The sequence below is a fragment of the Halomonas borealis genome (genome assembly GCF_004798905.1).
Classification (GTDB): domain Bacteria; phylum Pseudomonadota; class Gammaproteobacteria; order Pseudomonadales; family Halomonadaceae; genus Halomonas; species Halomonas borealis.
This window is the reverse complement of sequence record NZ_SDMO01000005.1, coordinates 146,039-159,123: the sequence shown is the minus strand read 5'-3', so window position 1 is coordinate 159,123 and position 13,085 is coordinate 146,039. Positions and strand designations below refer to the sequence as shown.

General features: G+C 68.6%; 10 protein-coding genes. 4 read left to right on the top strand and 6 right to left on the bottom strand.

Features of this window, described 5'->3' with window-relative positions:
• The first annotated feature begins 33 nt into the window (after positions 1-33).
• Both ETC07_RS07255 and ETC07_RS07250 read left to right on the top strand, forming a co-directional pair.
• The gene (locus ETC07_RS07255; RefSeq protein WP_168709183.1) at positions 34-1,011 is read left to right on the top strand and encodes a DMT family transporter; all 978 of its coding nucleotides are present in this window, start codon (positions 34-36) and stop codon (positions 1,009-1,011) included.
• A gap of 136 nt (positions 1,012-1,147) precedes the next feature.
• A complete protein-coding gene (locus tag ETC07_RS07250) occupies positions 1,148-2,119 on the top strand; it encodes a Gfo/Idh/MocA family protein (RefSeq protein ID WP_136247833.1) in 972 nt (323 codons plus the stop codon).
• A 393-nt stretch (positions 2,120-2,512) separates the two neighbouring features.
• Here the strand turns inward: ETC07_RS07250 and ETC07_RS07240 are convergent, their stop codons facing one another.
• Positions 2,513-3,247 carry a glutamine amidotransferase gene (locus ETC07_RS07240; RefSeq protein WP_136247832.1) on the bottom strand — a complete coding sequence of 245 codons (735 nt, stop codon included), beginning with the start codon at positions 3,245-3,247 and terminating at the stop codon, positions 2,513-2,515.
• Between the two features lies 1 nt (position 3,248).
• Positions 3,249-4,406 (bottom strand): acetylornithine deacetylase, encoded by a 1,158-nt coding sequence (argE, locus tag ETC07_RS07235; RefSeq protein ID WP_136247831.1) that lies wholly within the window; start codon positions 4,404-4,406, stop codon positions 3,249-3,251.
• Positions 4,407-4,697: 291 nt separating this feature from the next.
• On the opposite strand from argE, the gene gdhA reads away from it, so the two are divergent.
• Positions 4,698-6,050: an NADP-specific glutamate dehydrogenase gene (gene gdhA / locus ETC07_RS07230; protein ID WP_136247877.1), complete on the top strand. Its 1,353-nt coding sequence runs from the start codon at positions 4,698-4,700 to the stop codon at positions 6,048-6,050.
• 153 nt (positions 6,051-6,203) lie between these two features.
• A complete protein-coding gene (rnk, locus tag ETC07_RS07225; RefSeq protein ID WP_136247830.1) occupies positions 6,204-6,617 on the top strand; it encodes a nucleoside diphosphate kinase regulator in 414 nt (137 codons plus the stop codon).
• A gap of 24 nt (positions 6,618-6,641) precedes the next feature.
• Here the strand turns inward: rnk and ETC07_RS07220 are convergent, their stop codons facing one another.
• From ETC07_RS07220 to ETC07_RS07205, 4 genes are all read right to left on the bottom strand, one after another.
• Positions 6,642-7,208, bottom strand: a complete 567-nt coding sequence (locus ETC07_RS07220; protein ID WP_136247829.1) for a putative antibiotic biosynthesis monooxygenase — start codon at positions 7,206-7,208, stop codon at positions 6,642-6,644.
• Positions 7,209-7,400: 192 nt separating this feature from the next.
• The gene (locus tag ETC07_RS07215; RefSeq protein WP_136247828.1) at positions 7,401-8,261 is read right to left on the bottom strand and encodes an SDR family oxidoreductase; all 861 of its coding nucleotides are present in this window, start codon (positions 8,259-8,261) and stop codon (positions 7,401-7,403) included.
• Positions 8,262-8,305: 44 nt separating this feature from the next.
• Positions 8,306-11,614: an AAA family ATPase gene (locus ETC07_RS07210; RefSeq protein WP_136247827.1), complete on the bottom strand. Its 3,309-nt coding sequence runs from the start codon at positions 11,612-11,614 to the stop codon at positions 8,306-8,308.
• On the bottom strand, positions 11,611-12,882 hold the full coding sequence (locus tag ETC07_RS07205; RefSeq protein ID WP_136247826.1) for an exonuclease SbcCD subunit D: 1,272 nt from the start codon (positions 12,880-12,882) through the stop codon (positions 11,611-11,613). Before ETC07_RS07205 ends, ETC07_RS07210 begins: the two co-directional genes overlap by 4 nt.
• Between the last annotated feature and the right edge of the window lie 203 nt (positions 12,883-13,085).

Genomic DNA, 13,085 nt, shown 5'->3' with positions numbered 1-13,085 from the left:
GTATCGTCGGCGTGTGCCGAGGGGAGAGCGAAGATGTGGACGCGTTTGCCGTTTCGCCTACGGGGCTACCTGATTACCATGGCCGGCGTGTTGTTCCTGTCGCCGGATGCGCTGCTGGTCAAGGCCACCACGGTGGATGTGGCCACCTTCATGTTCTGGCGTGGGCTGTTGCTCGGCATCGTCCTGCTGGGCATCGCCTGGCTGCGTTACGGGCGCAGTCTGCCGGCGGCCGTGAAGGCCTGTGGCCCGGCGGCCTGGTGGTGCCCGTTGGCCTTCGCTGGCAGCGCCTGGGCCTTCGTGATCGGCAACCGCCTGACCACCGCCGGCAACGTGCTGGTGATGATGAACCTGGCGCCGCTGATCGCCGCCCTGATCGGCTGGTGGCTGTTCGGCGAGCGCCTGCGGCGCCAGACCTGGGTGGTGATCGCGGTCAGCGTCGCCGGGGCCTGTTTGATGGCCTCCGGGGAGCTTGGCAGCGGTAACCCGCTGGGGCTCGTCGTGGCGCTGGGCGTGCCGCTATGCATCGCCATCAACACCACCGTGGCCGGCGCCCAGAAGAGCCAGTCTCGGCGCGGTGTCGATACCACGGTGATCCTGCCGCTGGGGTGCCTGGCCATGCTGCTGCCGGCGGCGCTGTTGGGCGGCATCCAGCTGCCCTCGGCGGCGGACATGCAGTATCTGCTGGCGATGGGTGGGCTGCTGGCGGCCGCCTATTTCGGCATTCAGACCGGGCCACGCTACCTGCCGGGTGCCGAGGTCAGCCTGGTGATGCTGCTCGAGACGCTGGTGGGGACCCTGCTGGTATGGGCCTGGGTCGGCGAGATGCCGACCCAGGCGGCCTTCATCGGCGGGGGGATGATCGTGGCCGCGATGCTCGTCAGCACGCTGCGTGACCTGCGTCGTCAGCGTAACAAGGCCGCCGCCGGCGCCCCGGACAGGCGTGAGATGGTCGAGGCGCGCGTCGAGCAAGGCGCCGAGGCGGAGCGCGAGGGCAGCGCCGGGCCACGCTGAGTGGCCATTCCAGGGTAGGCGATGAGCAGCGGTCGACGAGGGCGTGACGGAAGAGCGTAGCGCCAGGGCGATCTATATGTGCGACATTTGCTCTGATAAGGTCTTTCCTTCGCTTCGCCACCCGTCAGGTACCGCCATGTCCTCCCTTTCCATCGGCCTCGTGGGCCTCGGCAAGATCGCCCGAGACCAACACCTGCCGGCCATTCGGGCCCAGCCGAACCTCCAGTTGTTGGCCGCGGCCGACCCCGTCGCGGGCCTCGACGGCCTGACGCACTATGCCTCGCTCGAGGCGATGCTCGAGGCCGAGCCGGGGCTCGATGCCGTGGCCATCTGCACGCCGACACGCCTGCGCTATGCCCAGGCGCGTCGGGCCCTGGAGGCGGGTAAACACGTATTGCTGGAGAAGCCGCCGGGGGCGACGCTCAGCGAGGTCGAGGCCCTGGTCGAGCTGGCCGAGCGAAGCCCGGGTACGCTGTTCGCCGCCTGGCATTCCCAGCAGGCCGGCGGCGTGGCCGCGGCGCGGGAATGGCTGGCCGCGCGCGAGATCCGTGGCGTCGAGATCGAATGGAAGGAGGACGTGCATGTCTGGCATCCCGGCCAGGACTGGCTGTGGGAGCCTGGTGGCATGGGCGTCTTCGATCCCGGCATCAACGCCTTCTCGGTGGCGACCCGGGTGCTGCCGCGGCCGTTCTTCCTGCGCCAGGCGACCCTCGAGGTGCCCGCCGACTGTCAGACACCGATCGCCGCCCGGCTGGCCTTCATGGATGCCGACGAGACACCGATCGCCGCCGACTTCGACTTCCGCCAGACCGGCGAGGTGACCTGGGAGATGCGGATCGAGTCCGATGCCGGCCGCCTGCGCCTGACCCACGGTGGCAATCGCCTGCTGATCGACGACGAGGTGGTGGTGGATGCGCCCACCGGCGACGGGGACGACGAGCCGTCGCGGCTGGCCGCCATGGTCGGTCAGGAATACGCCGGGCTCTACGCCCGCTTCGCCGAGCTGGTGGCCGCCGGGCGCTCCGAGGTGGACATCGCGCCGCTGCGCCAGGTGGCGGATGCCTTCCTCTACGGGCGCAGGGAAAGCGTCGAACCGTTCGAGGGATGAGCCACGGCGTCGGCCGCGCAGAGTGGTGTTGTTGCCCTGCACCGCGCTTTTCGCTGGCGGGCGGCTTCGCCGGCCCGCTCTTGATCATCCGTTCCGTCAGGCTGGCCGCGAAGGGTATTCTGCTAGTCCTGGTCGCTCACATGACGCCGGGCTCGATGCCTCCCACATCCACCAGCTGGCGCTGATCGCTGCATACCGCCGAGCGATTGATGGCGAACCGTTCGCAGAGGTCTATGTCCCGGGGCATTCCCGGGGCATGAAGTCGCCCGGCTGGTAACGGCGGGAGAAGATGGCTTCGGTGAGGAAGTCGGCCACGCTGGGCCGGGAAGCTGTCCTGCGCCGCCTGTCCGTCACGAATCCTGCACCCCGTAAAGATTCCGTATGTTGCGATCCTCAGCCGTGCTCGTGGATGCCGGCGAGGCCTCTGGCGAAGCGGCGTAGCAGCTCGCTGGCCTGTGGCGTCGGCGTCACCGCCGCCAGCAGCGCCTCGGGGTCGCGGCCGTGTTCGGCCAGCCCGGCGTACTGATGGGCGAGATAGGCGCGCATCACCGCCGGGGTGAACTCGGGGTGGAACTGCACGCTCCACTGGCGCGGCCCGTAGCGCAGGGCCTGGAAGGGATCGTGGTCGTTCTCTGCCAGCACCTCGGCGCTTGGGGGCGCGGTGAGTACCGATTGGGCATGGGTGAGCTGGGTCGGGAAGGCCGCGGGCAGCGTGCCCAACAGCGCGTCGTGGCGCCCGGCCTCGGTCAGTCGTACTCGCTGGGTGCCGGTCTCGCGGCCCGCCGGGTGATAGCCGCTCTCGCCGCCGAAGGCCGAGGCCATCAGCTGGTGGCCATAGCAGACGCCGAGCATGGCGACATCGTCGGCCAGCGCTTGGCGCAGCCAGGGCTTGAGGTCCTCGCTCCACGGTTCGGCGTCGCTGACCATGGCATGGGAGCCGGTGATCACCAGGCCATCGTCGGCGTTTAGCGCCGGCGGCGTACCGTCGTGTCGGGCATCGTAGACGTCGAGCGCGAGGTCATCGCATACCGGTGCCAGCTGGTCACGGAACAGCGCCTCGAAGTCGCCATGTTCGCGAACCACGTCGGCGAAGGCATCGCCGGTCTTGACGATCAGCAGTCGTGGCATCTCAGCGCTCCCGGCTCAGGCGCTGCCCCAGGGCCCGCATGAAGGCCGAGCCGGCCTCCAATTGTTCGATCTCCAGGTATTCATCGGGTTGATGAGCCTGACCGATGCTGCCCGGGCCGCAGATCACCGTGGGCAGGCCGGCGCGCTGGAACTGGCCGGCCTCGGTGGCGTAGGCCACGGCGCCGGCGGGCGCCTCGCCGACCAGCTCACGGCACAGCCCCAGCACCTCGGCGTTGTTGTCGTCGGCCAGCGCCGGCACCGTGACGTTGAGCCGCTCGGTGTGGATGCCGGCCTCGGGGGCGCGCTCGCGCATGTCGGCCTGAAGTTCCTCGGCATAGGCCTCGACCCGGCCGATCAGTTCCTCGAAACGGTCGGAGGGCAGATGGCGAATCTCCCATTCGAACGTGCATTCCCGCGCCATGATGTTGATGGCGGTGCCGCCCTGGATCTTGCCCACGTGCAGGCTCGAGTGCACCACGTTGAAGGCCTCGTCGACGCGCCCCTCGGCGCGCAACTCGGCCATCACATCCTCGATGAAGGTCACCAGCCTGGCGGCCACATGGATCGCCGACACGCCCTGGTTGACCTGGCTTGAGTGCGAGGCGCGGCCGGTCACCGTGGTGCGCAGGTTGGTGGCGCCCTTGTGGGCGACCACCGGAGCCATCAGCGTCGGCTCGCCGACCACCACCGCCGCCGGACGCGGGTGGTCGGCCATCAGCGTCTCGATCATGCGCGGCGCGCCGACGCAGCCGATCTCCTCGTCGTAGGAGAAGGCCAGGGTGATCGGTGTCTCCAGTTCGAGCTCGACCCAACGCGGTACCGCGGCCAGGGCGCAGGCGATGAAGGCCTTCATGTCACAGGTGCCGCGGCCGTAGAGGCGGCCGTCGCCCTTGTCCACCAGGGTGAAGGGGTCGGTCGACCAGGGCTGGCCCTCGACCGGCACCACATCGGTGTGGCCGGAGAGCACCACGCCGCCCTCGACCGCGGGGCCGATGCGCGCCAGCAGGTTGGCCTTGGTGCCGTCATCGCTGTCGACGCGCCAGTGCTCGACGCCATGCTCGTCGAGCCAGGCCTCGATGAAGGCGATCAGCTCTAGATTGGAAGCCCGCGACACGGTGGGGAAACCCACCAGACGCTCGAGGAACTGGGTGGCGGTCATGATCGGACTCCGGACGAAGAAAGACCGGTTGAGCTTATCATGCCGCCCGTGTCCTCGCGTGAGGAGCTGTCGGCCAAGGGCGGTCGTGGAGCAGTATCGTTTAAATACCGTTCATGAATGATACTTCGGTGCGCAAATTGGCGATGAAGCTCCTTAGACATTCGTCGCAATTCAGCGGCGTCCTGGGCCATGCAAAACATGCATGGGGTATGCAGGAATGAGTATTGGCCCTTAAATATCGGCGGGTCTGGTCAGCAGATATCCGCTATTTCCTGCAAACGGTACGCCTCTATGCCTTACGTTCACGATACGCTTACGCGGCTCAAGCAAAGCAGCCCCGCCCAGTCAGAGTTCTATCAGGCCACGGAAGAAGTGCTCGAGTGCCTGCGCCCGTTGTTCGAACAGTATCCCCATTACCATGAGCACGGCATCATCGAGCGGATCGTCGAGCCCGAACGTCAGATCATGTTCCGGGTCAGCTGGTTGGACGATGCGGGGCGCGTGTGCGTCAACAAGGGGTATCGCGTGCAGTTCAACTCGGCCCTGGGGCCCTATAAGGGGGGCTTGCGTTTCCACCCGAGCGTGACGTCCGGCACCATCAAGTTCCTGGGCTTCGAGCAGATTTTCAAGAATGCGCTCACCGGCCTGCCGATCGGTGGCGGGAAGGGGGGCGCCGATTTCGACCCCAAGGGGAAGTCGGACAACGAGATCATGCGCTTCTGCCAGTCCTACATGACCGAGCTGCATCGCCATATCGGCCCGACACGCGATGTGCCGGCGGGTGATATCGGCGTCGGCGCCCGCGAGATCGGTTACCTGTATGGACAGTACAAGCGACTCACGAGTCGCTACGAAGGCGTGCTGACCGGCAAGGGCCTCGACTGGGGCGGGTCGCTCGGCCGCAAGGAAGCCACCGGCTATGGGGCCGTCTACTTCGCGCAAAACATGCTGGCGGCACGCGGCGACGACCTGCACGGCAAGCGCTGCCTGGTGTCTGGCGCGGGCAATGTCGCTATCTACACCATCGAGAAGCTCTACGAGCTGGGCGCCCATCCCATCACTTGCAGCGATTCGGGGGGCACGATCCATGACCCCGACGGCATCGATCTGGCATGGCTCAAGCAGCTCAAGGAAGTGCGCCGGGCATCGCTGGAAGAGTATCCAAGCGAGCGTCCCAAGGCGCGTTATGTTCCGGTATGTGACTATCCGCACGGCGGGCATCACATCTGGCAGATCCCGGCGGATGCGGCCTTTCCCTGTGCGACCCAGAACGAGCTGATCGATATCGATGCCAAGGCAATGCTGGCCAATGGCGTCGCCTGTGTCAGCGAAGGGGCCAACATGCCCTCGACCAAGGAAGCCGTGGACCTGTTGCTCGACGCCGGGATCGCCTATGGCCCTGGCAAGGCGGCCAATGCCGGTGGTGTGGCCACCAGCCAATTGGAAATGGCCCAGAACAGCAGCATGGAGCAGTGGACGCTGGAGCAGGTCGACCAGAAGCTCCAGCAGATCATGGCCGATATTCATCGACAGTGTGCCGAGACCGCGGCCGAGTTCGGCGCCCAGACGAACCTGGTATTAGGCGCGAATATCGCAGGCTTCAGGAAGGTGGCCGATGCCATGATCGACCAGGGGCTGACCTGATCGCCTTTAGCGGGCCAATCCTTTATCCTGTCAGTTGCGTGCAGTCCTTCCCTTCCGGGGAGGGCTGTTTTTTGTTGGTTGCCATTAAAATCGTTGATTCATGATAGAGAGATTCTATCCTACTGATTTTATTGATTTCCATGGAGACTGGGTATGACGCCGCGTCCTTCTATCATCATCAATCGTCTCGATGCGGAGCGCCTGCAGCGCCTCATCGATGATGCCACCGACAAGGAACTGGCCGTCGCGCAGTTGCTGGAAGAGGAGCTGGAGCGGGGCGAGGTCCTCGACCCCGAGGACATGCCGGACGATGTGGTGAGCATGAACAGCCAGATCCGCTTCAGTGACCTGACCCGCGGGCGCCAGATGATTCGTACCCTGGTATACCCCCACTCGCTTGACCGCGTGGCGGATAGCATCTCGGTGATGGCGCCGATCGGGGCGGCCCTGATCGGGCTGCGGGTCGGCGATATCATCGAGTGGCCCCTACCCAACGAGACCGAAGCCCGCCTGCGGATCGATGCCATCTTCTGGCAGCCCGAGCGAGAGAAGCAATTCCATCGTTAGTGACGTGCGCTCTCGGTCGTCGCCTCAGATCGAGCGACGCCGCAGTCGAGGCGCGCGTAGTGGCTCGCCGCGCAGCCAGGGGCCCAGCAAGCGGGTCGACAGCGGGATGAACACGAACACCATCACCGGGGTGAGCATCAGGGTGCCGACCAGCACGCGGGGCACCAGCGGTAGGGCGGCCAGGGAGTCGCCGAACAGCGCCTGGAAGGCCAGCGAGACGGGAAAGAAGGCCAGCCAGATGGCGATGGCTTGTTTCCAGCGTGGCGGCGGCGGCGAGCCGGGCTGCTGGAACCAGCGGTCCAGGCCGGTGGCGCGATGTTCCTGAGGGGCCTCGAACAGCCCCTGGCCACGGGCCAGCCACGACCGGCGCGAGGCCGAGTGTTCCCATATCGCCAGGGTCTCGGCGTCGCGGAAGCGGAAGATGATCTGGTATTCGTCGTCGTCGGGCGGCGGCGCCAGCACGCCGGAGCCCAGGTAGCCGGCGAAGTCGGCGGCCAGCTCGCGGCCTTCCTCGAGCCAGTGCATGAAGTCGCGATAACGGCCGCGCGCCACGCGGCGCGCCACCATCAAGGTGACGGGATAAGAGGACATGGTGGTTCTCCTGAGGAATTCGTCGTCCCGGGTAGGGTCGTCGAAAAGACGGCGGATCGGGTACATCCGCCGTTATTCGCCGCATGATACGCCAGTGAAACGCTCATAAATAGCCACGCCGCCGAGATTCGCAAGGGCTTCAGTGGGTGTCAGGCCAGCCAACAAGACCCGACGAAGCCTGCCACTCGACCCTCATTCCCGCTCGCTTCTGGTCGCACGCAGTAGCAGCCGATCCATGCCGCGCGTGCTGAGCACCCGCTTGAGCGCGGCGAATAGATGGGTGGGGACGGTTACCGCGTAGCGCGGCCTGGGGCGCCGGTGCTCCAGGGCGTGAATGAGCTTCGCCACCACCGCCTCGGGGCCGAGGGTGAAGGTGCCCTTGCCGTCCTCGCTGGCAAGGCGAGCCTCGACCTTGCCGTAGGTGTCGACATGGGCGCCGTGGGTGGTGTCGATGTTGGCCTTGAAGGCGGCGTGGGCGTTCTCGCGGAAGCGGCTGGCGATGGGGCCGGGCTGGATCAGGCTGATGTGGATGCCGCTGCCCGTGAGTTCCTGGCGCAGGGTGTCGGTGAGGCCCTCCAGGGCGAACTTGGAGCACACGTAGGCGCCGCGGTAGGGCAGGGCGGCGAAGCCCAACACCGAGCTGTTGTGCACGATGCGTCCATGGCCCTGGGCGCGCATCATCGGCAGCACCCGGGTGGTGAGCTCATGGGTGCCGAGCAGGTTGGTCTCGAGCTGTTCGCGCAGCACGTCGCGGCTGAGATCTTCCACCGCGCCGGGCTGGCCGTAGGCGCCGTTGTTGAACAGCGCCGTCAGTCGACCGTCGGTGCGCTCGCGCACGTCTTCCAGCGCGGCCTCGATCGAGGCGCTGTCGGCGAGGTCCAGCCGCAGTGCCTCCAGGCCTTCCTCCTCGAGGCGCGCGACGTCTTGCTCGCGACGGGCCGTGGCGAAGACCCGCCAGCCACGCTTGGCCATGGCGTGGGCCGCGGCGTGGCCGATGCCGCTCGAGCAGCCGGTGATCAGCAGGTTGCGGGGCGTCTCGCGGTGTTCGGGCATTCTCGTCGCTCCTGTGTCTGTCATGTCTCTCTCTGCTTAGCCGTTCACCAGCCGTTCACCAGCCGTGCCTGGCTTGTGCCGTTGCCCAGAGGCTCGACCCGGATCTGTACCGGGATGCGTTCGTGCATCTCCTGAACATGGGAGATCACCCCGACGCGACGGCCCAGCGCCTGCAGGCCGTCGAGGGCTTCCATGGCCAGCGCCAGCGACTGCGGGTCGAGGCTGCCGAAGCCCTCGTCGATGAACAGCGACTCGATGATCAGCTCGCCGGAGGCCATCGAGGCCAGCCCCAGTGCCAGGGCCAGCGAGACCAGGAAGGTCTCGCCGCCGGACAGCGAATGCACCGAGCGCTGCTCGTCGCCCATGTCGTGGTCCACCACCAATAGACCGAGCTCGCTGCCACCGCGTACCAGACGGTAGCGGCGCGACAGCCCAGAGAGGTGGAGGTTGGCGTGCTCCAGCAGCTGCTCAAGATTGTAGGCCTGGGCGATGCGTCGGAAGGCCTTGCCGTCGGCGGAGCCGATCAGCTCACCGATGCGGCCCCAGCGCCGATGCTCGGCCCGCGCCGCCTCCCGCTCGGCCTGGCCTGCCTGCTGGCGCTGGCGGCGGCGCTCGTCGTCGCGCAGGGCGTGGTCGGCCGCGTCGCGGACCTGCTGAGCCGTCTCTAGCCGCGGGGTGAGCGCCTCGCGCTCCCCGGCGAGCGCCTCGTGGCGGCGAGTGATCTCGGCCTCGGCGCCGGCTTCCAGCAGCGCCGGCTCGCTGTCGTCGGCTGCGACCAGGCCCTGTTCACGGCGGTGATCGAGCAGTGCCAAGCGACGCTCGTCCAGGGTGGCGGCGGCCTGATGACGCGCCTGTTCGGCGCTTTCCAGCTGCTGGCGCTGACCCTCGGCCTCGTCGTCGGGCTGGGCCAGCAGGCGCGCGAGGGTGGCATCGTTCAGCTCGGGATGCGCCCGGCGCCACTCCGTCAGCTCGGCCTCGAGGGTGTCGCGCTCGCGGCTCATGGCCTCGAGCCGTTCGGCCTCGTGGGTCGCCTGCTGGGCGAGCCGTTGATGCGCGGCCTGTGCCTCGTGATGGCGAGCCAGGGCCGCGTCTCGTGCGCTGGCGGCGGCCTGCTGGCGCGCGTCGAGATGCTGCTGCCAGGCGTCCGGCGAGGCGTGCTCGCCGAGCCGTGTCGCGAGGTCGGTGGCCAGGGCATCGCGTGCCTGACGCAGCGGCGGCAGTCGTTCGGCCAGCCCGGCGAGTTCCTGTTCGAGCTCGGCCTGCTGGGAGCCGAGCCGGGCGAGCTCGATCTCGTCCTGATGCAGCGACCGGTTTAGCGGCGCGAGTTCGGCCTCGGCCCGAGCAAGCTCGTCGAGGAGGCGTCCGTGCTCGGCCTGTTGAGCCTCGCTGGCCTGCTGCCGATGGCCCAGCCAGGCCTCGCGCTCCTCGGCGGCGATGGCGGCCAGTTCCTGGCACAGCGGATGCGCGTCTAGCGCCTGCTGCGCCTCATTGCGCTGCCGCTCGGCGTTGCCGAGATCCTCGCGCTGCTGAGCCACCGAGGCCTTCAGGGCGCGGTATTCGCCCTCGATGTCGTAGCGCTGCTGGTAGGCCTGGTCGCGTTGATCCTGCGCCTGTGCCAGCTGGTGCTCCTCTTCCGCCTGCTGGGCGGCGAGTTGGGTGGCCTCCGGCGAGGCGGGTGGCCGCTGGCGCCAGGGATGCTCGAGCCCGCCGCACACCGGGCAGGGCTCGCCGTCGATGAGGCCCTCGCGCAGATGGATGACGCTCTCGCTGCGCACGGCGCGGTTGCGTTCGACGAACGCCTGAACGCTCGTGAGGTGACGTTCGGCGTCGTCGAGTCGTTGCCGGGCGGCCTGACCCTGCGTGAGCAGCGCCTCGAGGCGCTGTTGGTCGTCCGCCAGGCGCGTCTTCAGCGCGTGATGGGTCTGCTCGGTGCGGCAGGCTGTCTGCCAGCGGGCGTGCAGCTCGCCCAGGCCGAGCCGGCGCCGGGCGGCCTCGTCATGGGCCTGCTGGGCGGACTGCCGAGCGAGTTCCAGGTCGCCATGTTCGCCGATCAGGCGCTCGAGGGCGGCGTGCCAGCGGTCGCGCTGTTCGCGGCGCTGGTCGTGGGCGTCGTCCGCCTGACGCCGTTGCTCGGCGAGGGCTGCTGAGCGTCGATGGCGCTCCTCATGAGTGCGCTCTAGCTCTGCCAGCTGCTGGCCCTGGGTGGCGAGCCGCTGGGCTTGTTCACGTGCCTCGCGCAGCGCGGGTTCGGCCTCGCGGCGGGCATCGGAGGCCTCGCGCAGCGTACGCTCCGCGGCCTCGCTGGTCTGGTGGGCCTGCTCTCGCGCGCTGTCGGCGTCGGTGAGCGCTCGCTGCGTCGCCTCCTGGTGTGTCTCCAGGGCCTGGATGTCGCCGGGCAGCTCGGCCTGGCGGGCCAGCCGATGGCGCTGGGGCAGGATGACCCTGCGCCACGTCTGATCCTCCCGGGCGGGCGCCAGTGCCTGCCAGGCCTGTTCGGCCGTTTGCTGATCGGCTTGCCCTCGCTGGAAAGTATCTCGCAGACGGGCATCGTCGTCGTGCCAGCGCCGCTCGGCCTGCAGCGTCGCCTCCTGCCGTTGCAGGTCGGTGAGCGCTCGCTGGGTCGCCTCGGCGGTTCGTTCCAGCTCGGCGCGGGCCTCGGGCTCGGCGGGCGGGTCGTCGGCGAGCCGGGCCTCGATCTTCTCCACGGCCTTCCTGGCCTCGCTGGCGCGGCGATAGGCGGCCATCGAGATGGCGGAGTACTCGGTGGTGCCGGTCAGCCGCTCCAGCAGGTCGCTGCGCTCGTTGTCGTCGGCCTTGAGGAAGGCGGCGAACTCACTCTGGGCGAGCAGTACGGCGCGGGTGAACTGCTCGAAGGTCAGGCCCAGGCACTCGGGCAGCAGGCGGTCGAACTCGCGCTTCTGGTTGGTCAGCAGGCGGTCGTCGTCGAGGTCACGCAACGACTGGTCGACGGCCTGCAGGCGGCCGTCGGCCTTCTCGCGGGCCCGGCGCACCGCCCAGCGGGCGCGGTAGCGTCGACCGTCGCGGCCCAGGAAGTCGACCTCGGCATGGCCGCTGGCCGTGCCGCGGCGCAGCAGGGTGCGCGGGTCGGCGGTGTTGAGCGTGGCGTCGCCGACGTCCGGCAGCGGCGCCTCGCGACCGGGGGCCTGGCGCAGGCGCGGCGTGCCGCCATAGAGCGCCAGGCACAGGGCGTCGAGCAGGGTGCTCTTGCCGGCGCCGGTGGGGCCGGTGATGGCGAACAGCCCGGCATCGCTGAGCGGCGGGGCGGTGAAGTCGAGCTCCAGCGGGCCGGGGATCGAGGCCAGGTTGGCCAGGCGCAGGGCGAGGATCTTCATGCGGGTTCCCCTTCGTCGTCCAGCACGTCCTGGCGCAGGCGGTCGAAGTCGGCGAGCACGTCCTCGCCCGGCGGCTCGCCCCAGCGGCCTTGCCAGGTGCGCTCGAACAGCCGGCGCGGGCCGAGGCTCTCCAGGTCGATGCGTTCGCGGGCGTCCTCGGCCGCGACCCTCGGCAGGCGGCGTTCGAGGCGCAGCAGGCGTAGCGGCTTGCCTTCGAGGGCGGCGTCGACCCGGGCGCGCAGGTCGGGCATCGGCGCCTCGAGCTCGACGCGCAGCTCCAGCCAGGGCCAGCGTTCGCGGGGCCGGTCGGCGTCGATCTCCAGGGCCTCGAGCTCGGCCAGCACGTCGGCCAGCGGGGCGGGTCCCAGGCGGTGCATGGCCACCGGGCGCGGCACGGAGATGGCCTGTATCTCGGCCAGGCGCTCGCCATCGAGCACCGCCTCGACCACCTGATGGGCGTAGTTCAGCTCGCTGAAGTCCAGCGGCAGGGGGCTACCGCTATAGCGGATGCGCGCCTCGCCGACCTGCTGAGCGCGGTGCAGATGGCCTAGCGCGACATAGGCGAGGTCGTCGGGAAACAGCGCGGCGGAGATCGATTCTTCGCCGCCGATCACGATCGGCCGCTCGCTGGCCTCGGAGACGGCGGCGCCATGCAGGTGGGCATGGCTCATGGCGACCAGCGCCTGACCGGGCTGGCGGCGCGTGCAGGCGGCGTCGATAAGCTCGCGGTGCACGCGGTTGATGCCGCTGATGTAGTCGTTCGCGGGCGGGGCGTCGCCCCCGTCCGCCTCATGCGCGGGGCGTGCGATGGCGCCGGTGACCTCGGCGGGGCGCAGGAAGGGCAGCGCCAGGCACCAGGCGCGGGTCTCGCCGGCCGCGTCGGTCAGCGGCACCAGTAGGCGCTCGGCGTCGAGGTGGCCGTCGTCGAGCCAGCCGACCCGGCCCCGGGCGTGGGTGCGCAGGCGCTGCATCAGCGGGGCCGGTAGCTCGATGCGGTTGCCGCTGTCGTGGTTGCCGGCGATCAGCACGATGTCGAGGCGGGGCAGCCGCCGGTGGGCGTCGACGATGAAGTCATAGAGCAACGCCTGTGCCTGTAGGGAAGGGTTGACCACATCGAAGATGTCGCCGGCCACCAGCAGGGCGTCGGCGTCGCGTTCGACCAGGGTGTCGAGCAACCAGGTAAGGAAGGCGCGGTGCTCTGCATGGCGCTCCTGGCCGTGGAAACTCTGGCCGAGGTGCCAGTCGGCGGTATGGATCAGTCTCAGCATTGCGTCCCCGGTGTTCCGTCACGCGGTCGAAAAGGCCTAGTCTAACCCGAGCGATGCCGACACTTCAGGGAGCGCCTTGAGCGATCGGTGGCTTCTCAATATCCACCTGGTGCGGGGCTGATCCGGCGACAGGCCTGCGAGGTGTGCCATGAACCCATCCTTGGGCGCTACTTTGGCCACCCTTGGCCACAAACCCCTTTTGC

What these genes read in the sequence shown, in the direction of transcription:
- ETC07_RS07255 (WP_168709183.1), top strand. Translation starts at nt 34, where the DNA reads ATGTGGACGCGTTTGCCGTTTCGCCTACGGGGCTACCTGATTACCATG.
- ETC07_RS07250 (WP_136247833.1), top strand. Translation starts at nt 1,148, where the DNA reads ATGTCCTCCCTTTCCATCGGCCTCGTGGGCCTCGGCAAGATCGCCCGA.
- ETC07_RS07240 (WP_136247832.1), bottom strand. Translation starts at nt 3,247, where the DNA reads ATGCCACGACTGCTGATCGTCAAGACCGGCGATGCCTTCGCCGACGTG.
- argE (WP_136247831.1), bottom strand. Translation starts at nt 4,406, where the DNA reads ATGACCGCCACCCAGTTCCTCGAGCGTCTGGTGGGTTTCCCCACCGTG.
- gdhA (WP_136247877.1), top strand. Translation starts at nt 4,698, where the DNA reads ATGCCTTACGTTCACGATACGCTTACGCGGCTCAAGCAAAGCAGCCCC.
- rnk (WP_136247830.1), top strand. Translation starts at nt 6,204, where the DNA reads ATGACGCCGCGTCCTTCTATCATCATCAATCGTCTCGATGCGGAGCGC.
- ETC07_RS07220 (WP_136247829.1), bottom strand. Translation starts at nt 7,208, where the DNA reads ATGTCCTCTTATCCCGTCACCTTGATGGTGGCGCGCCGCGTGGCGCGC.
- ETC07_RS07215 (WP_136247828.1), bottom strand. Translation starts at nt 8,261, where the DNA reads ATGCCCGAACACCGCGAGACGCCCCGCAACCTGCTGATCACCGGCTGC.
- ETC07_RS07210 (WP_136247827.1), bottom strand. Translation starts at nt 11,614, where the DNA reads ATGAAGATCCTCGCCCTGCGCCTGGCCAACCTGGCCTCGATCCCCGGC.
- ETC07_RS07205 (WP_136247826.1), bottom strand. Translation starts at nt 12,882, where the DNA reads ATGCTGAGACTGATCCATACCGCCGACTGGCACCTCGGCCAGAGTTTC.